The sequence below is a fragment of the Mucilaginibacter litoreus genome, from assembly GCF_042676805.1.
Taxonomy (GTDB): domain Bacteria; phylum Bacteroidota; class Bacteroidia; order Sphingobacteriales; family Sphingobacteriaceae; genus Mucilaginibacter; species Mucilaginibacter litoreus.
In genome coordinates this window covers 82,313-103,162 of the sequence record NZ_JBHTHZ010000001.1, presented here as the reverse complement: position 1 = coordinate 103,162, position 20,850 = coordinate 82,313, and the positions used below count along the sequence as shown (strand labels likewise).

12 protein-coding genes are annotated in these 20,850 nt (G+C 40.2%); 8 read left to right on the top strand and 4 right to left on the bottom strand.

Translation table 11 applies throughout. The annotated features are described in order from the left end of the window. Positions 1–4: 4 nt before the first annotated feature. A complete protein-coding gene (locus ACFQZX_RS00460; RefSeq protein ID WP_377110775.1) occupies positions 5–2,224 on the bottom strand; it encodes a DEAD/DEAH box helicase family protein in 2,220 nt (739 codons plus the stop codon). 173 nt (positions 2,225–2,397) lie between these two features. Here ACFQZX_RS00460 and ACFQZX_RS00455 point away from each other — a divergent pair, with 173 nt between their 5' ends. Together ACFQZX_RS00455 and ACFQZX_RS00450 are read left to right on the top strand one after the other, a co-directional pair. Continuing rightward, positions 2,398–5,043 (top strand): hypothetical protein, encoded by a 2,646-nt coding sequence (locus tag ACFQZX_RS00455; protein ID WP_377110774.1) that lies wholly within the window; start codon positions 2,398–2,400, stop codon positions 5,041–5,043. Then, entirely contained in the window at positions 5,043–7,418 is a 2,376-nt protein-coding gene (locus ACFQZX_RS00450) for a hypothetical protein (protein ID WP_377110773.1), read from the top strand. The genes ACFQZX_RS00455 and ACFQZX_RS00450 overlap by 1 nt, the downstream gene beginning before the upstream one ends. A 28-nt stretch (positions 7,419–7,446) precedes the next feature. Here ACFQZX_RS00450 and ACFQZX_RS00445 read toward each other — a convergent pair whose 3' ends face one another. Together ACFQZX_RS00445 and ACFQZX_RS00440 are read right to left on the bottom strand one after the other, a co-directional pair. Continuing rightward, positions 7,447–8,499, bottom strand: a complete 1,053-nt coding sequence (locus tag ACFQZX_RS00445) for a hypothetical protein (RefSeq protein WP_377110772.1) — start codon at positions 8,497–8,499, stop codon at positions 7,447–7,449. Next, entirely contained in the window at positions 8,496–8,837 is a 342-nt protein-coding gene (locus ACFQZX_RS00440) for a helix-turn-helix domain-containing protein (RefSeq protein ID WP_377110771.1), read from the bottom strand. Before ACFQZX_RS00440 ends, ACFQZX_RS00445 begins: the two co-directional genes overlap by 4 nt. 114 nt (positions 8,838–8,951) lie before the next feature. Between ACFQZX_RS00440 and ACFQZX_RS00435 the strand changes: the two genes are divergently transcribed. Next, complete coding sequence (locus ACFQZX_RS00435; protein ID WP_377110770.1) at positions 8,952–9,569, top strand: RNA polymerase sigma factor; 618 nt, start codon at positions 8,952–8,954, stop codon at positions 9,567–9,569. A gap of 14 nt (positions 9,570–9,583) precedes the next feature. Further along, the gene (locus tag ACFQZX_RS00430; protein ID WP_377110769.1) at positions 9,584–10,573 is read left to right on the top strand and encodes an RES family NAD+ phosphorylase; all 990 of its coding nucleotides are present in this window, start codon (positions 9,584–9,586) and stop codon (positions 10,571–10,573) included. An 11-nt stretch (positions 10,574–10,584) separates the two neighbouring features. On the opposite strand, the gene ACFQZX_RS00425 is transcribed toward ACFQZX_RS00430, so the two are convergent. Continuing rightward, complete coding sequence (locus tag ACFQZX_RS00425) at positions 10,585–11,739, bottom strand: DUF3800 domain-containing protein (RefSeq protein ID WP_377110768.1); 1,155 nt, start codon at positions 11,737–11,739, stop codon at positions 10,585–10,587. Between the two features lie 220 nt (positions 11,740–11,959). On the opposite strand from ACFQZX_RS00425, the gene ACFQZX_RS00420 reads away from it, so the two are divergent. From ACFQZX_RS00420 to ACFQZX_RS00405, 4 genes are all read left to right on the top strand, one after another. Next, positions 11,960–13,135 (top strand): FecR family protein, encoded by a 1,176-nt coding sequence (locus tag ACFQZX_RS00420; protein WP_377110767.1) that lies wholly within the window; start codon positions 11,960–11,962, stop codon positions 13,133–13,135. Positions 13,136–13,407: 272 nt separating this feature from the next. Further along, entirely contained in the window at positions 13,408–16,824 is a 3,417-nt protein-coding gene (locus tag ACFQZX_RS00415; protein WP_377110766.1) for a SusC/RagA family TonB-linked outer membrane protein, read from the top strand. Positions 16,825–16,828: 4 nt separating this feature from the next. Then, a complete protein-coding gene (locus ACFQZX_RS00410) occupies positions 16,829–18,295 on the top strand; it encodes a RagB/SusD family nutrient uptake outer membrane protein (RefSeq protein WP_377110765.1) in 1,467 nt (488 codons plus the stop codon). Between the two features lie 60 nt (positions 18,296–18,355). Next, on the top strand, positions 18,356–20,827 hold the full coding sequence (locus ACFQZX_RS00405; protein WP_377110764.1) for an alpha/beta hydrolase family protein: 2,472 nt from the start codon (positions 18,356–18,358) through the stop codon (positions 20,825–20,827). The last annotated feature ends 23 nt before the right edge of the window (positions 20,828–20,850 follow it).

Sequence of the window (20,850 nt, the reverse complement as noted above, 5' to 3'; positions counted from 1 at the left end):
AGGTTTAAAGGTTAGCGAGATCGTTCAAATTTAAATTATAATATTCTAAAATTGATCGTAATTCTTTATAAGTATCTGACTTATTGTCTGAAAGTACGGAAAAATCTACTACGCGTAATAGTTCTTTTTGAATAAAACTTCTCTCCATAGCGTAAGTACTATCGTCTTCACTAACCTGGGGTACGACGACAAGATCATGAATGACTGCAAAGGCCTTTTCTTTATGAAGACGTAATACACGCCCTCGACGCTGAACAAACTGTCGAGGGTTGCCAGTACTTGCGCAGAAAATCGCTAATTCGGAACGAGGGACGTCTACGCCCTCGTCCAGACATTTCATTGAGGTTAATACATGTATTTTACCTTCTTGAAAATCTTTTATCGTTTGTGGCCTGTCCCCGGTTTTTGCGGTATATTGTTTTACCATAATCCGTGGATCTACCGAACGTATAATTTTGGTATACTGGTCGATTAGGCTTAGCTCATCGGTACTTTCTTGAAATTCGTCTTGGTCATCAAAAACATGGATATCATGGTCATCATCTCCTTGACCATCGTTCAGGCCTTCAGGAACATAAACGAGTGTATATTTTAGACTGCCTTTTCTATCGAATTCATTATTAACGATTTGCTCGAATACCTGTTTTTTATTCGTGGCCTTATGGACAAGTCGTTTTCGAGCTAGAAGTAGAAAATCGACTTCTGGGCATTTCTGATAGCTTTTTGTTTTCTGATCGAAATAAGTTAGAAGCTGCCGCGAGAGCTTCATGTATTGATCAGTTTCTTCGGTAGTTAAGTAAACTACATGCGGATAATAGGCATAAGGGCAAAGCCACTCGCTTTTAAGCGCCATTTCCATAGTATAGCTATAAACGAACGGTGGTGCATCATTAAAGAATTGCTCTAAAGCCAAGTTGCCTAACGTGTCGTACTGCCGATCTGGTGTCGCAGAAAGGCCTATTCTTTTTTCAAGATGAATTGATGGTAAAAGCTTTGTTAATAACGGTGAACCCAAATTATGGGCTTCGTCAGCGATCAACAAGGTATCTATTGGTAGTTGCCGGAAATATTCTTGAAATTTTTTCCGATGGAAAGATGCATAGGTTGTTATAATAATAAAAGAACTGGATATAAAACGCGATGCCAAATTAATAAATGCAATATTGTTATCCCATCGCTCTTTTGAGCTTACCGTTATTATATTCTGAAAAGTAAATTTTTGACATTCTTTCTTCCATTGCGTGACCAATTCGATTGTTGGGACCAATATAATTGCTCGGTATTTTCCACTATCTTGATATTCATGTAAGAGACAATTTAGTGAAGTAAGGGTTTTCCCTGTGCCCGTGGCCATGGCAAATAGACCTTTTTTGTTATGCTTAACCCAATTGGTATAAGCTTCTTCCTGATAGGGGCGCGGGCCTTCCGAATAAGGAAATTGAGGTTCCGATTTCGCAATGCTATTATCTTTGACTTTAGTATGGCGTTTTCGAAAACGCTTTTTCTGCGCTTGTAATTCCTTTTCTTGTATCAAAAGCTCTTCTTCATCTTTACCACCAAAATTGTTTTGCAACGCTTCTTTGATTTGTGTAGCATCCAAATATTCTACAAAATCTGCTTTGCCAGTGAATATTTGTTTGAAGTAATCGATCCTTTTTTTGATGAATGTGCCTGATCTGCCATTTTCCCAGGAAAGATAAATATCAAGTTCTTCAAGGTTTTCTAACAATCCGTAGGACGTGAAATTACAGGAAGCTTTGAAGCCCACTTTTTCTTGACCGTCATAAAATACACCGGACTTGAAATGAGATATACCTTTGCCGTCTTTAGGTCGCACAATTTTTAAAACGATGCGATCTTGGGAAATCAACCAAGCTAAGCATTCAAAGAAATGGCGATCGTAACCCTGAAGCGTTTGAGCTAATTGACTGATGTCACTTAAATCAAACACCGATAAATGCTCACCGAAGTTTTGACCCTCGATAACTGCAGCTTTATCCGACGATGATAAGATATCGTTTATTATCATGTGTACTACACCGCCCCCATGAATAAATTGCGCAAAACTTTCAGACAGAGCATTAATTGCTGAAGAGCTGAAATAACCCAATAGAAGTTCCAGCCGGTTACTATTTTTTAACGCATCATTGTAAAACTGGTAGGGTTCCCAGCTACTTCCCGAAAGATAAGACTGATCATCCGGCCAAATGACCTCTTTTAACATAATATTAGGTTTAGCACGGCTAATTTAATCTTTCTATTTCATTTAAGCCAATAATTGAAGGTAACCAAAAAGTATCGATCTAACACTAGATCTCACATTCAATCCATATTGGAACTTTTTATGAGTTGTGCTCCTGTAAAAAAAACTTCATATTTACAATTAAAACCTATTCCATGGATAAAAAAACTCTAATTGAATTACGAGTAGATCAAAGCGGTGACGCGCGTGCCTTTAAAGAAAAAGAACTTATTCATCTCAATGAATACAATCGAGTGGTCTCTTGGATTAATGAAGCCCTAGAAAATATCGAAGTAGGTGATGAAGAAACCTCGAATTTCAATAGACAGCGGAATCATAATACCATCACTATTCTTGGAACTAGAGGAAGTGGCAAAACTAGCTTTTTGTTGAGCTTACTAAGCTCCTTTGAAAATCAATCCGAAGATGTTGAAGTTTTAGAAATCATTGATCCAACACTTATTGAAGAGAAAGGGCATATATTCTTAAACGTATTATCATTGATTGATGATCGGGTAACTCAGACTCTCGAGCAATCTGACAATAATAGAATAAAATCGTTCCAACACACCAGTGAAGAATGGCGTATCAAATTTGAAGCACTTGCGCACGCGCTTCCCACACTTGATGGCATTGGGGGCAATTTAACTGACACTAGTTGGCAAGATCCTGAATATATAATGCAGCGCGGAATACGTTCTGTAACAGCTTCTCGAAAACTTGAAAAAAGTTTTAGAAAACTGGTTACTATGGCTTTGAATATCATTGATAAGAAAGCTTTTATTGTAGCTTTTGATGATATCGATATTGACTTTAAAAAAGGCTGGCCGGTATTGGAATTATTAAGGAAATATTTTGTTTCTCCGCAATTGATCACAATTTTAAGTGGAGACATGCGATTATATTCCCTTGCTGTTAGAAAACGTCAGTGGGAAAACTTTGGTGAGCAACTACTCAAGGTTGAGGGGAATTCTGATGCCGGCATGAATTACCTTAGGGATTTAGTGACTGAAACAGAAAGCCAGTATTTGCAAAAAGTAATGAAGCCGGTAAGAAGGATTCATTTAAATACCTTAAAAGAGAAGTTGTTTCTAAATCCGAACTTCGACGTTGCGGTGGCTTATAAAAACACGAAAGTCAAGAATATAATAGACACTTATAATAGTATACTTAAGGGCTTTGGTATCTTTAATTCTTACCAGGCCGAAATTTATAGAGCATTTTTATTGGAGTCGCCGCTACGTATGCAGGTACGCTTTTTTGAGTCCAATCTAAAAGAATCGACTGGAGATGCAATAAGCCTTCTGGATCCGTTTGTAAGTGATCTATATGAAATGAGATTAGATATCGCACGTATAACCAGTTCTCCTCAATATCTAAACATTACAATTTTGGATCTACTGTTAAGAGAAAGGATCTTGAGCGAAACACATCAAATGCAGCCTACGACAGTTAAGCCTGCATTAAATGGATCGCTAACAGCTCTGACATTTTTGTTTAGTAAGTCCAGTGCAGCTGGGCCAGAAATTATCTTTGACTACTTTGTCCGTATTGGCTACTTGCGAAATTTGCTTAGTAGTCTGGGGTATAATCGAGAAAAGGACAATATAGAAGATCCTGGAATCGAAGATCTTTGTCGGCATTCAGGTATCTTGCAAGATAAAGTACTTAAAGATAATATCGGTATGACTACAGCCTATATGGTTGCCTTTCGTGATTTGCGTAGTCGCGGCGATAGGCCATGGGCCGGAATAATTCCGCTATTAGGCCTTGCTGGCACATCAAAGAAAAAGCAAAGTAGTCGCATAGACAGAATTGATTATATTGCGTCGAATCTCAATCCGGACGCGAAAGCTTTGGTTTATTTGCCACTTTCAATAAGTCAGAGTACACTAAGTCAAAGTAGTGTTTTGGTTTACTCTTTCCACGTATTACTTTCCGCTATTTCCGAACTTATTAGAAAAGTACATAGTGGAGATACTTACAGAGGAATTCTAGAATTATCTCAATTGAGAAGTTATCCAATGCCTGATTTCAGGCAACGATCTTCTGGCATTATTGACAGTGATGATAGCGCGGAAGAATTGGATACTAACGCCAATCAGCTATCAACCAACCCAAGCATATTAGAAAGTTTATTAACGACATGGGTTAACGCGTATCCTAAGAAGCCCATTCCACCGCATTTGCTTGGAAAAATATCGACACGTTTCTTTTTTGCTGCAGATGCTATTCAAAGTATTCAAAAAGATGAAAAATTGGGGCGCGTAATGCATGCTTTAACAGTCGCTTTTTTGAACTCTGTTTTTATAGAGGATATAAAAGAGCATATTACCCGACCGGCTATTAGTCTGAATAACACTAGGATGTCAGACGACATACTAATTAATAATCTTCAGAGAACTGTCGAAGGGGATACAACCGAATTAACACTTTCAAAATGGTTATTTGCTTGTCCATTATTACTCGCTTATATCGATCCTTCATCCAAACTCAAAAAGGCGATTGCCAATTATGCAGGACCTTCTTTAACAGAACCAAGCTTCACCATTTCAGTATTTCATCATCTGATGGAAGTAAAAACAAAGTATCGGATTGTTAAACCGCGTAACCTCGATATGATTGTACAGAATTTTGCTAATGCCGGCATTACAGTTTTTCGTATGATTGATGCACTAAACGATGAGGGCACATTAATCGAGTTGTCGACATTGTATTCAAATTTGCATCCGGCAGAAAGAATGACCCCCGAAAAATTAAGTAGAATTATACAATACCTTGAAGCTGAAGAAGAAAATTAATGAATACTGATTCAGTTCTAAAGCACTTACTTAACGATGGCGAATCGTTAGAACAGTATCTTTCAAAACAGCTTGTGACTTTTGAAGATATCAATCGACGAATGTTTCTTAGGGAGAGATCCGAAAACAGGCTATTACCTGATCATTATTACAGATTGTTGACAGAAGTGACGTTTAACGGTATTACAAATATTTCAGGTATTTTCTCTAAAGGTCTCGTTGACTTAGCAGACAAAATGTTAGGTTGGAGTGGCAATTTAATTATCGTTAAAACTCAGCAACAACATCAATGGCAAGAAAAGGTTACTTACTTACCGCCTTTGGTTTTGAAGTCTGCGTTGATTTCAAAACGGTTCGATCGAAATTGGAATAACGCAGAGGATGTTCGCGATTTCTTTGATAATATTATTTTACCTAATTTTCAATATACAGCATTAGCATCCCCTTCAATAAAGCAGCTAGATGAATTTATCAAATTAAATAGAGGGTTTCACGATTTGCACATGCATTTAAATGGTTCTACTGAAACCGATGTCGCTTGGCAAGATTATTTGGACCATCCAGACAAAATATATGCGGAGTTACAAAGGGAGTGGGTTTCGGGGCGTGTAAAAGAACTTCTTGAACAAGAATCGTCTTTATTGGAACCAAACAAGTTCAAAGATCTTCTAATGATCGCAAGAAGACTTCGTAATATGATGTATGATTTGATAAATGCCCCTGAAAGTGAAAATGCAAAGTTAACTATCAATCAAATACTTATTAAAGTTCAGAAACTTTATACGCCTTTACCTGAGGACAGTTTGCGGAATCCTTTCTTTAATCTCATAGCCGATAAAAATGTAAAATCTTCAAAATTAGCTGTAGAAGCCTTGATGTTTGTCAGAGTATTGAATCACATTGCATTGTACCCTGATGATCATTGTAAATCCTTATTTCATTTCTATCTTTTGATTCTAGGGTTATGCAACCGGCTTTTGGTACAGCAAACCCATCAATACGGCTTTGAGCAATTTCAAAAGCTAACGATAAATGGTATGCGAGAGTTCAGTGAGCTAGAGTATGCATCAAGATTTCAACAAATACAGGGTAATCAATTTCAAAATTTTGGATTCCTCGAAGGACGTTTTTCACCAAAAGAAAACGAAGAGAAATTGGTAGGAATGTTGAATAAAATCAACGGTGGATGGTCAAGTATGCTAGATACTTTAAAATTAAGTCATTCTGATGTGCTCAATAAACCGGATCTCAAATTAGTAGCTCACTTTATTAAGCGCGCAGAAGGGATAAACGTCGATTCAAGAATTAGACATAAATGGCTGCGAAATGAAATATGGGATAGGGGAAAAGTACTTGCCATACTTTTAAAAAATCATCCGCAATATAAAAAACTTGTAGTAGGTATAGATGCTGCATCAAGTGAGTTCGACGCCCCGCCTGAAGTTTTTGCGCCCTTGTTTCGTAAATTGCGTCGTAGCGAAATTCATAATTTTACTTATCACGCTGGTGAAGATTTTCATCACTTGGTCAGCGGCCTAAGAGCCATTTTCGAAGCAATTGAGTTTACGGAAATGATGCCTAATAATCGGATTGGTCATGCAGTTGCAACTGGCTTAGCGCCAAATCTTTGGTTAAGTGCAGTAGGGAACCGATTGCTTATTAGACGTGGTGAATGGTTGGATAACTTAATTTTTATTTATTATTTAATTAATAGTTATGGGGCTGGTCGTTTAGAACACTTAAAAGATGTTCTTCCAGGCATAATTATAGATTTAGCAGAATCTATTTATGATGAAACTGTCTCTCTGGAGCAATTAATAGAAGCTTGGCTCAATAGAAAATTTGAACCAATGCTGTTGCTTGCCAAAAGTCGTGAAGAGGCTGCTAATTACAGTGTTTTTGACGCCATAGAATGGAACGAAATAAAAAATGCGAGCGTTTCGGAGGATGCGAAAAGATTAATTAGAAAATATCATGACGAAAAGTTCCGGAAAGCTTACGAAGGTATAATTGAAATTACACCGGATGATTTATTAACTGCTAAAACGATGGAAATATGTCAACAAATTATTTTAAAAATAATGTCGGACCGGCTGATTATTATTGAAGCACTTCCAACCTCCAATGTAAGGATTGGGCATCATCGTAGCTTCCAATCCTACCATTTATGGAATTGGTTGAAATTCAGGAAAGAGAAACATCCGATACCTCCAATCGTAATTGGTACTGATGACACAGGTATTTTCGCTACGAATATTTTAAACGAATATGCTAATGTATATCTCCATTTAACTGAAAAACAGTCTGAAAATTTCGCAATGAAGTCTATCAAAGAATTTGAAAGTAATAGTTTAAAGTATCGTTTCAGTAACTAGTAAGGGTATATTACGCTTATGACTTGAATTACTTAGCGATGCGAACTTTGCGAGCCCACTCTATCCACTCTAAAAACTCGGTGGTATGTTCGCCATTCAGAAACTGATCCGCTAAATATTCGTCCACTAATTGTCTTTCTTTCCAGCGTTTAGCTTCCTTTAATAACTTTTTAAACCCTTTTTTCTTTTTTGGGTTTTTAGGTCGCTGTCTTTCGATAATCTCCGTTTCTAAACTCACGATCGATTCTGCTCGTGCTCCTTCACGTTGTACATCCCTTTCCGCCTGATCCGCCCAGCTCTTTTCCAGATATCGCGCTGCCAGTTCCATCTGGTTAAGAATGTCCAGGATCTGATCTTCCAGAAACTGTTTGCCGTCCCGCCATTCTCTACCGAGGACATACTCCATCTTAAAGGCCAGTTTGCCGGTAGCATCATAAAGCTGGAAACCGTGGAGTTTTTCCTTTGGTCGCTTGGTTGTAATCTCCCAGAGGTGAACCCGCTGTTTGACCTTGGTACGGATATAGACGAACATATCGCGTCCTTCAAAACCGATCCGGTAACCGCGGCGTTTCCAGGCTTTGACCAGTACATCCATAATCCGCAGCGCACGATTGATATTGCCCGGCGAGACCCGGATATTCAATTGCTCCAGTTCGGTGTGGACTGTCCCGAATTCCGGGTTAGGTTTAGTGATCCGGGAGCGCAACGTATGTTCGGCAGCAAGGGTCAGTTTATCCGGGTTGATCAGGCGGTCGGGAACGGCGAAGGACAGTTCTGTTTCGCCTGGGAATAGGATAGGGGGGGCATGTACCTGCCTGGATGCGGCGAGGTCGGGAGGGTCAGCTTCCGCTACAGCCAGCGCCTTTTCAGCAGTTTCTGATAATGGTGGTAACGGTATTTGCTCAACGGGTTTACCGAATTGCAGGCGTGTCCAGTGGCCAACGGGTGGGAGCGGTACTTCCAGCTTTTTACACCATTGTTTGATGTCCCAGTTGCTCAGGTTTAGTTCTTTTTCAAGTTTGGAGATGGGTTTGCTCCAGACATGGTTATATAATTCTTCGCGGGTGAAAGGTGGTTTCAACGTTTTAGCGGATGTTTACGTATGTAGTCATTGGCGGCCTGTTCGATCTCGGAGGCGCTGCTGCGTCTTTTGCTGCTCATCCATTGGTTGATATCGGAGCGTTTAAGGTATATCCGCTTGCCGCCGGGACGATAGGTGGGGAGCTCGCCGCTCATGGTCATTTTGTACAGCCAGGATTTCGAAATGCCCATATAGTCTGCAGCTTCGTCGATGGTGAGCATTTCTTTTATTTGCGGGCCGTCCTTTTTTTCGCCGGTCAACAGGGTCTCCAGCCGTTCGACCTTTTCGAGCAGGAGGGCCATCATTTCAGGTAGTTGTTCAAAGCTGATCTTTTCCATTGGTTTCTCTTGTTATCCTTTGATTTTCCGAAGGTTATGTTTGGAACTTTGTAAAATATTTTTTTTATCATTAGCCCTGTTTTTCTTATATTTAAAAGATAGATTCAACGATAAATGGGCGCGGACGGACGATATGACCTGGATGAACAGCTGCTGTTAAGGCAGCTGAAGGAAGGGAACGAACGGGCCTTTACTTACTTTTACGATTCTCACAGCGCTGTCATTTACAGGAAGCTGAAAAAAATGGTTCGGGTCGAGGAACTGGCCGACGAACTGCTGCAGGATGTGTTTGTCCGTTTATGGGATAAGCGGCATCTGATCGATCCTGAAAAACCCTTGCGGGCCTATCTTTTTCTGATCGCGCAGAACCTGGTCTATGATTTTTACCGCAAGCTTAACCGGGATGAACGCTTACAGACAGCTGTACTGAAAGATTTTACCGAAAGTTATCTGCATACGGAAGAGGAGCTGTTTGCCAAGGAAACGGAAGAGTTGCTGCATAAGGCGATCGATCAGTTGCCGGCGCAACAGCAACTCGTCTTCCGACTATGCAAGCTGGAGGGGAAGACCTACCAGCAGGTAAGCCAGGAACTGGGGATTTCTACCGCAACGATCAATACGCATATTTTCCGGGCAACCAAAAGCATCAAGGAATTTATGTACAATTACAATCATGTCGCCATGCAGGTGATCATTGCTTCGGTGATCACGGATCTGGCAAGGAAGCTATAAAGTAATAATTTACGATGGATCATTTTGCCAAACCTGAAATTCCGCCTAAAGCACAGAAGTATTATGACAAAGTAAAAGATGTGATCAAGTATTGCATGTATGACCAACCCTATGACGGAGGCGATGTCATATGGTTATTGGGTGAAAAAACCGATTTGATAGACGTTTTTAATGACTACAATATTCCTGAAAAATATCATGATGTTATCGCCGCGAATATGGTCTGTCAAGGATGTGGTCACGACGATTTTGAATTGTATTCTGATGTCTGTACAGAGAGTCGAATAGATTTGGAGATCCAGGCGAAAATTGCGGATGCGGACAAAAAATATAAAAAGAAAATTGATGAGTTGTTAAACTTCATAACGGCTTACCCTTCGCTGGTAGTAAATAATCCCTTAGCAAAGAGGATTCATAAGGAAATTATGGGCAATACACTACCGGTTTACAAAATAGATTCAGCGAGGTTTTTTAGGGGGCGATTAGTTCGTGGTTCTGATGTATTCACCTCCGAACATCTTGGCGCGCCAACTATTGGTATTGCCAATGTCGGTCGTTACAATCACGCTGGTCAAAGTGTTCTTTATCTCTCAGAAAGCGAAGAAGGTTCTATCACAGAGGTGCTGGGTGACGACTCTATCAAAGCGCTTATCTGGATGCAGGAGTATGTTGTAACGGACGTGACAAATATTCTTGATCTTACTATGGACTGGGATAAATATTACAGCTTAGATAGTATACTTTTCACCGCATTGCTAAATAATGCTGTCTTAGAGCGTAAGACAACCTCAGGTTCAACTTGGAAACCGGAATATCTATTGACAAATTTTGTAGCTGATACAGCAAAACTTGCAGGCTACAGTGGTATACGCTATAACTCAAGTGTAGGTTGGCACCCAAATATTGTTTTATTTGATCCAAAGCAATCTGACGTAACCCCGAACGGAAATCCACGAGTTATCATTTATGAGCCAAAGCGCGATGACGATCTTTTTGATTTTTAGCTTTTACAGCCCTAATCAAAATTATCCAATAGCTTTTTCAATTCCTTGAATTCTTCACGCTCCACAATATCCAATGCGTTAAGCGTTGAAAGTTTAATTTTGTCACGAAGGATTTTGATCCGATGTAACATAGGCAGGATCATGCTATTGCCATGGTTTAAAAATTTATGAAGGTCTTCGATCGATGCAGGTAATTTGTATCCTTTATGCTGACCGGTACTGCTGCTTACGACTAATACACCTGCATCTCTGATTTTACCGATTACTCTTGTTCTAAAATTATGCTCTGATAATGGCTCGGGCCTTCCGACGGTCAAATGACGAATCAGCTCTCTGGTAGGAATATAGCGGTCAGAACCATAATTGTTGAAGTATAAAAGTAAGAGTTTGACACAATTGATCTGATCAATGTCGTCCTGGCCATCAACCTTTTTTTGATCAATGAATAAATTGGCACTATTGAAACCTGCTGCAGCAATTTCTGGATGGAAGTTTTGTTCATCCTTTACCGCTTCGGTGTAATAGGAGCGGTGATCCGGAGGGAAATGGTTTAAGCTGGTGATTTTCGGCTTCAACAGGGCTAAAAACTCACTGCTTTCTTTTGAGATTTTGCTTTCATCAAAACAGCGCCCTAATGTCCCGGCGATGAAATCTGCAAGTTGTATCATGGTATTGCCATGACTATGACCGAAATTAAAATCGCTGCCGCTAAAAAGCGTAGGAATATGTTTGCTCTGAACGTACTTTTTAAATTGACGCATGAAATCATTTTCTCCATGCTCATCGACGACAAGGTCAAGATCAGGAAATGTACGGAACAGTTCTTTGTACACCAGACCGTTTAAAAACTTATAAAAAGATGGCTTATATTTGAATCCTTCTCCTTCGAGTTTTCTTTTATCGACGATAACAGCATAAATAGAAAAGTCCAATTCAAGAATTTCCTTAAGTATCTTGGTTCTCCTGCTATGATTATCGGCTACTTTTTTTGATTTGATTTCGCCCGTCTGAAAATGTTTCGATCTGATTTGCTCTATAGCGGCTTCGTTTTTTGTCAGTTGATCTTTGTTAAAGATCACGCCGGCCACGATGAAATGACTGCCTTGTTTAGTAAAGTCAAAAGAATTATTGCCGTATTCATCGGCGAATGCTATGATATTGCGCATGCTGTTGTGTGGCCAGGTTTTAAAATATGATTTTGAAGTTAGCAATTATTCGATGCATTTGGAAGAAGCGTCTAAGTTTTAGACATCTCCCTGTTAATTGACAATGTTTAAAGCAAAATCATTCTGTGTGATAAGAATGTTAAAAAATCTTTAAATTTTTTTTCACTCCTTGTCATTGACACCCTTTTGAGAAGCGTAATAGCTATAAAAGGACATTACTTTGGCAAAACAGATACAACCCGAATTTTTATACCGCAGGTTCCTGAACGGCGAATGCAGCCGGGAAGAAGTGCTCAGGCTAATCGCTTACTTCGGTACGGCAGACGAGGAAAGTCTGCATGCGCTGATCCGTGCCGAACTGGCAGAGCAGGAGGAGGAAGTGGCTATTGCAGGAGAAGCGGAAAAGCTGGCAGAACTGAAGAAGCGCATTGATGTCCGTATCGGTTCAGGAAACGGTGCCCGTACGATCCGCTTATGGCCGCGCATTGCAGTTGCTGCTTCTGTCTTAATAGCAGTTTCGATCAGTGCTTACTTTTTCCTGAGATCTAAAAAGACGGAGCAGGTCATGGTAACGAAAGTGGAACAGGATATCCGTCCCGGTGGCAATAAGGCTTACCTGACTTTGGGTAACGGTCAGCGTATTTCCCTGACCGATGCGAAGAATGGCGCGATCGCCAGCCAGGGTGGTCAGACGATCCGTAAAACCGCGGATGGGAAAGTGGAATATGATGATTCGCATTATAATCATACTGATGCGGAAATGGTTTATAACACGATCGAGACACCAAGAGGCGGACAATACCAGGTGGTATTACCGGATGGTTCGAAGGTCTGGCTAAATGCGGCTTCTTCGTTGAGGTATCCGGCAGCTTTTGTCGGCGCGGAGCGTAAGGTGGAGCTGATCGGTGAGGCATATTTTGAGGTTGCTAAGGATAAGCTGCATCCGTTTAAAGTGACGATGGCTCAGGAGACGGTGGAGGTGCTGGGTACGCATTTTAATATTAATAGTTATAGCGATGAGCCGTCTTTAAAGACGACTTTGCTGGAAGGCAGTGTGAAGGTGAGTACGGCGGCGGTACAGCGGGTGATCAAACCCGGTGAGCAGGCGGTGTTGAATGCGGCTGGTCTGAAGGTGCAGGATGCGGATGAGGAGGAGGTGCTGGCCTGGAAGAATGGGCTGTTTGTTTTTAATGATGAGCCGCTGGAGAGTATTATGCGGAAGGTGTCGCGCTGGTATGATGTGGATGTTCAGTACAGTGGGGATGTGGATAAGGCGGAGACTTTTGGCGGTGGTTTGCCGCGCTTCAGTAATGTGTCGAAGGTGCTGAAGCAATTGGAAAGCACGCGTTTAGTGCATTTTAAGCTACAGGGAAGGGTGATCTATGTTACGAGATAAGTTACTAATAATATGCTATCATACGAAAAACCTGATTGTTAACTGAATGATGAACCTTAAACAGCGAGCCGCATGATGAGATATTTACGACGATGATACGGGTATAAAAAACGCCTAAGTCCTCTTGAGCACAATTGCAAATGGGCTAAACGCGAAAAAACCAGAAGCTTTGAACTTCTGGTTCAATCCCGCCAGTTAAAGATTTTATGTTTAACCGCAGCCGCCACGACCGTTCAAAATAGCGGCGGACTGCTTATAGCAAAGACACACAAATGTATAAAAAAAATACGTATGAACCTGGTATGCCCCGACGGCTGTACCGCGAAATATGGCTGATCATGCGACTCACGACCATTATATTATTAGTTACGCTTTTACAGGTTAGTGCGGCGACACATGCGCAGAATGTGACCCTGACTAAAAGTAATGCTAGCCTGAAGAGCATTTTTACGGATATTAAGAAGCAGACCGGGTATCTGGTCTTGTATCCTTCTGCCTTGGTCAAGGAGGCAAAGCCGGTGACCGTTGAGCTGAAGAATGTGCCTTTGAAGGAGGCGCTGGATCAGATCCTGGGGGATCAGAATATGGAGTTTGAGATTCAGGATAATTCGATTGAGGTGAGGGAGAAGGAGGTGACAATTTTGGACCGGATCAAAAAAGTTATGGATGCCAGGGATGCCGCAGGCAGCGTTATTGATGAAAATGGACAACCATTGGTCGGCGCTTCTGTACGTGTCAAAAACGGTAAGGAATCGGCTGTTACAAATAAAGATGGTATTTTTTCATTAAAAGGGATAGCGGAACATTCAATTCTCGTCATAACATATATTGGTTACAAGGAGAAGGAAATTAATATTGATGAAGAACTGATCAATATCAAAATGGAGCTCAGTGATTCAAAACTTGATGAGGTACAAGTGCAAGCGTATGGTAAAACCAGCAAAAGGATCAGTACTTCCAATATCACTACTATAAAAGCAAAAGAAATAGAGGACCAGCCTGTACAGAACCCGCTTTATGCCATGATGGGCCGTGTACCGGGGTTGATTATCACGCCAACATCCGGACTAAACGGAGCAGCCGTTAAAGTACAGTTACGCGGGCAGAACAGCCTATCAAATGTTGATAGTGAACCGTTATTCGTAATTGATGGTGTGCCTTACTTAAATAGTATTGCTGGCGTACAACAGCCTGGGCTAGAAACCATATCGGCCCTAAGTTTTATTAACCCGAATAACATTGAATCTATAGATGTACTAAAAGACGCAGATGCAACTGCTATTTATGGTAGTCGCGGAGCTAATGGCGTAATTTTAATTACTACTAAAAGGGGCAAGGCGGGTGATGCACAAGTAAGTGGTCGGTTTAGCACAAACTTAACAACAGTTCCAAAGACATTTAAAATGATGAACACTGACCAATATTTGGAGATGCGCCGTGAGTGTTATAGCAATTCGGGTTTGCCTATTCCCGATCATTCTACGCCAAATGGTGAAAAAGATGCATCTAACTTCGACTTGACTGTGTGGAACCCTAAGCGTTATACAGATTGGCAAAAAGAATTTCTAAGTGGTACAGGCGTTACTTATTATGGGAATCTTGATGTCTCAGGCGGGAATCAGTTGCTCCAATATCGGGTTGCGGGCCAATATAGTGACCGAGGCACTCTGACCCCTGGAGACAGTAAGTTTAAAACCTCCAACATAGATTTTTCACTGAACGGACGTTCTGCAAATCAAAAATTTCAAATCGGTATTTCAGGGGGGTATAATAATATTTCCGACCATTCCAGTGATGACCTTACACGTTTTGCACTTACACTAGCTCCCAATGCACCGGCCGTATACGAAGCAAGTGGAAATCTTAATTGGGAGCCTAACCCCGGATCGGACATTGGACTGGGCACCTGGACAAACCCCCTCTCGCTACTTAAACAAATGACTGAAACTACCTCAAATATTATAAGAGGTAATATCAACTTAAGTTATCAACTGGCGAAAGGTTTGAAATTTACTAATGATATTGGAATTACTAAAACAACGATTCATAGTTTCTCTCCACACACAATAGCTGCACAGGATCCTGCGACATTTGGTTACGCGACTGCTTATTCTGCTACGACGGACAACAGTACAAGTACATTCTCGACTGCTCCTCAATTAAATTATGTAGAAAATCTTTTTGGAGGTAGATTGGATGTTCTTTTAGGCGCGTCTTATCAAACTAACACACAATTGAGCCAAGTAATCACGGCGCGTGGATATACCAGCGATGCTTTAATCGGTTCGCTTGCGTTGGGAAACTCTGATGGAATTGGTGACAAAAGCAACACATCTGCGGAGTATAAATATCTGGGTACCTTTGGAAGGATTAATTATAATTGGCAGGATAAATATATTGTTAATTTAAATGGCCGTCACGACGGCAGTAGTCGTTTTGGTCCTGGTAACCAGTTTGGCAATTTTGCCTCAGTAGGCGGTGCTTGGATTTTTTCTAATGAAGATTTTCTTAAAGATAAAAAAAGCGTATTAAGTTACGGGAAAATTCGGTCGAGCTTTGGAACCACCAGCAATGACGGTATTGGAGACTATCAGTTTCTCGAACTTTTTAGCGCCATCTCGGGAGTTAATTACCAAGGTTTAAATGTGATTGGGAGTTCTGGTGCAGTCAATCCCAATTATCACTGGGAAAGTAAACAAAATCTAGAAATTGGATTTGATCTCGGTTTTTTTAAAGATAGAATTTTACTATCTGCTTCATATTTTAATGCGATCAGCGGAAGTCAGTTATTATCAAAGTCTACTGCACTTACAACCGGTGCAGGCCGAGTGGCAATTAACCAAAACGCACGCATTCAAAATACCGGGATGGAAGCAACAATTTCAGCCGAAGTAATTAGCCATCATAACTTTCAATGGAAAATTACCGGTAATATTTCCTTTTTAAACAAAAACAAAATTTTAGCCTTTCCGCCAAAAGATGACTTATCCTTTCCAGATCGCATAAACAACATTTATGATGTGACGGATCCTAACTTCAACGCTGTCGGTAAGCCATTCGCTGGAATAGTTGCAGTTTACGAATTTCGCGGGGTAAATCCACAAACGGGCTATTACACTTTTGCTAAGAAAGATGGAACCAGTACCACGGGCTCAAATTTCGATGCATTTTCTTCTTACAAGTACGCTAAACTTATTGATATAGCTCCCAAGTATTACGGCGGATTTACTAATTCGTTTAATTACCGTGGTCTTTCGCTTTCTTTTTTCATACAATTCTCCAAACAAATGGGTAAGAACCCAATTTATCAAACTGATGGCGGTGCTCCGGGGTCGACTATTTTCGCTTCGCCTGAATTTAATGTCAACCGATGGCGAAATCCTGGAGACATATCTTCCATTCAAAAGGTTAGCAACAATATCGACGGATATTTTGATTATGCAGTCTTAACCCAGAGTGACGCAGCTTGGGTCGACGCTTCATTCTTTAAGTTGAAAAACGTTTCCTTATCTTATCAATTGCCATCTGTACGGATACAAAAAATTGGTATGAAAGGGTTAACGATATTTGCGAATGCACAAAATGTGGCCACATTTACAAAGTATAAAGGCATTGATCCTGAGGCGCAAAGTATTTATTCGCTTGCCCCATTAAGAGAAGTTAGTTTAGGTTTTAACGTAATTTTTTAGTTTGATGGTACATTTTTTTTGTAAAATTCGCAGCGCAGCGTTTGCGATTTCAGTAATAATTATTCTTACACTTGCAACGTCTTGCAAAAAGATGCTACAAATAAACCTGCCCGCAGACAAGATTACTGGGGAAACTGTTTATTCAAATACAAACACGACTGTTGCTGTTTTGAATGGACTGTACGCAAAACTAGTAGATTATCTGGGATCTACAAGTGTCAGATTAGCAGGTGTAGCAGATGATATAAATGCAGCCCCTTTTCTAAGGACTCCATTTTATAAAAACGCTTTTGATGTAAACGATAGTGGTCAATCAGATCAATTTTGGAGTTTTTCTTATGGGTCCGGAATATATACTTGTAATTCCGTGATTGAAGGTGTAACTGCTTCCAAGAATATTCCAGATGCATCAAAATCCAAATTGCTTGCCGAGGCACGATTCGCCAGGGCTCTGATGTATTTTTATCTAGTGAATTTATATGGGGACGTGCCTTTGGTTACGACAACTAGCCTGGTCACGAATTCTAATATAGCAAGAAGCCCCGTTAATACTGTTTATAAACAGGTCATAGAAGATTTGACTTTTGCAAAAGAAAATCTTCCTTCCAATTTTGTTGGTACTGATCTGAGTACGGTGACAGCAGAGAGGGTTAGACCGACAACGTGGGCAGCCTCATCACTTCTTGCCAGAGTTTATCTATACAAAAGTGAGTGGAAAAACGCGGAGCTCGAATCGTCAGCTGTAATACAAAATTCGTCGTTGTTTGATACCGTTGCTGTTAACGACGTATTTGAAAAGAATAGTAAAGAAACGATATGGGCACTTCAGCCGAACAATAATCAGACTCCCGGAGAGACTACAAGTACATATGAAGGTAAAGCCTTTTTACCACTACCAGGTACTAACATATCTGGTAGTCAGGCAAGCACAAACTTGTTGACTTCATTTGAACAAGGAGATTTAAGGAAACAAAACTGGATTAAGTTTTTTGTAGATAATAGCCAATCGCCGGCAATAACTTACTCGTTTTTTTATAAATACAAAAATGGTTCTAACGACTCGCAAACATCTCAGCCACAAACCGAATATTCAATTGTATTCCGAATTGCAGAACAATATTTAATTCGTTCAGAAGCCAGGGCGCGACAACACGATCTTATTGGCGCTAAATCAGATCTTGACATTATCAGGCGGCGTGCTGGACTTTCGGGAATCACAATTTCAGACGACAATACAATGCTGTCCAATATAATGCATGAACGTCAGGTAGAGTTATTTACAGAAAATGGCCATCGTTGGCTCGATTTAAAAAGGACTGGCAAAGTCGATGAAGTGATGAGTATTCAAACGAAATTAAAAGACGGCCAATGGCAACCATTTGCTGCGTTGTTTGCCATTCCTCTTTTAGAATTTACTTTAAATCCCGCTTTGAAAGGACACCAAAATCCAGGTTATCCCGAGCACATCTAAGTCATTATTATGGATGTCAAGTCTCTCCTCCACTTTATCATTTACTATTACACCGACTGCATGAAATACCTTTATTTAGCTATAATTGGCATCCTATCGTTTATTGGGAATGCAACAGCACAAAAAGAAAAGATCACAAATGATACTTTCAAAACATGGGAGAAGCTGGAAGATTATAAAATTAGTGGTGATGGCAAATTTGTTTTATATTCTGTTAATAGAACCAAAAATTTGAGGCAATATTTATATGATGCTTTAGGTAAAAAATCGTATGAGCTTAATAAAGGTAACGAAAGTGTTTTTTCTGCCAATAGCAAATTTCTGCTTTATCAAACATCAGACAGCCTAGCGATTGTTACCCTGCCTATCCGACAAGTAAAATGGTTAACTGGTGTAATTAAGTATCAACTAATCGGCACAGGGAATGAACAATCCTTGTTATTGCAAAAGAAAAATCATCTTATTATGCAAAGTCTCTCAACAGCATCTGCTCAAACCTTAGATGGTGTTAGCGAATTTTTGGTCAACAAGCAAGGGAGTAAAATGCTGGTGAAGCAAGGAGATGAACTTGCGTTAGTCAGCCTTCCTCAGTTCCGACGTAAGAGTCTGTTAAAGGGAAATATTTCATCATGGACGTTTGATAGATCGGGTGAGAATCTCGCATTTATCCTTAAGACAAATAATAAAACAATTCTGTATAAATACGGTCCTGGCCTCTCGGCTGCACAACCAGTCATTACCGATTTTGATCCTACTACCTCGTTGACCATCGCTGACGAGGCTCCAACATTCAGCCCAAACGGGAGAACCATTTATTTCAAAGTAAGAAAAATAAATCATATATCTACTGAGGCATATAGGCCGACAGGTAAAATTGCTCGTGTGTGGTCGTATAAAGATGTGTTTTTGAATAGTAACGGCCTAACCTATAAAGCAAAAGAAACATATTGGGTGTCGAAGCTACTGAGTACTAATTCAAGGGTTATTCAAATGGAAAATGATTCGACCGAGATTATTAGCGAATTCGGCAACAATGTGATACTGGTCAGGAAGATCGGCAACAACAATGACGCATATTTCAATCCTTCAATTAAAAGTTATTGCCGCCTGATAGACCTACGTACTGGAGTAATTCTTAAGGATAAAATTACTGATTATAGCACATCCCTCTCCCCATCCGAGAAATATCTCACGTGGTATGAGTCAAATGAGAAAAGGTCATTTTGTTATTCAATTGTTTCAAGGAGACTATCAATTACACCAGGACAACCTGTGCAATGGGGAATCGCCGATAAATGGTTTTTGACAGCGGACGGCGGGGATTACGATATCCTTAAGGTAGATCCAGAAATGAAAGTAGCGCCGATTAATATTACAAATAGCTATGGGAGAAACCATAATGTCAACTTAAGTCTTATTGAAAACGATTTGAACAAGGTGCATGTTGAAAACGAAACGTTAATCCTAAAGGCAAACGATCCGAAAAATCAACAAAATGGACTTTTTTTTAAAAAAGTAGATGTTCAAGGAGAACCTTATAAACTTTTAATGGAATTTAAGTCTATCACCGGCCTTTGGGGCTTGCCATTCAAAAAGGCTCAAGATGCAGACGCTTATCTGTTTTGCCGGCAGTCAGTAGCAGAGTCTCCGAATTTATTTTACACGAAAGACTTTAAGATCATTGACACTATCAGTCACATTTATCCTGAAAGGAAATATAACTGGATGAATGGAGAACTCATTCACTATCCAATAACCGGATATAAAAATGGTGCTGCAATTCTCTATAAGCCAGAAAGTTTTGATCCACAAAAGAAATATCCGGTAATTTTCTACTATTATCAAAATCTGACGGAGACGATGAACGAGTTTAAAACGCCGGATTTAAGTGCTGGTTTACTCAGCATTCCATGGTATGTGAGTAACGGTTATATTGTATGCACGCCTGATATTATCAATGATGATGGTGCAAAGATTGTAGAAGAAACTGTGGGATCAGTCGAGGGAGCAGCAAATTATTTGAAAAAATTCAGCTGGATTGACGGAAGTCACATGGGAATACAAGGCCATAGTTTCGGCGGCTATGAGACGGCGATCCTAATCACTAACAGCCATCTATTCGCCGCGGCACAAGCTTCGGCTGGCTTTTATGACATCATCAATGCAAGAGGAGGCATGTACGGGGAACATACAGGCATGGATTGCATGCTTGAAAATGGCGAATTTAATATAAGACGCAGTATATGGGAGGACCAAGACGCTTATTTTAGAAGTTCAGCAGTATTAAAAGCAAATGAGGTAACAACTCCAATCTTAATTGAACATGGTCGAGGCGATAGTTCCGTCCCTTTTAGCCAAGCCCTCGAAATGTTTACTGCTCTAAGGCGTTTAAAGAAACCTGCGTGGTTGCTGGAATATGATTGCGGACACTTAATTATCGATGAAGTATCCCAACTTGACTTTACCGTCAAACAACAACAATTTTTTGGCCACTACCTCAAAGGGGAACCCATGCCCGACTGGATGAAATAAAATAGCAATTACATATCAATTAT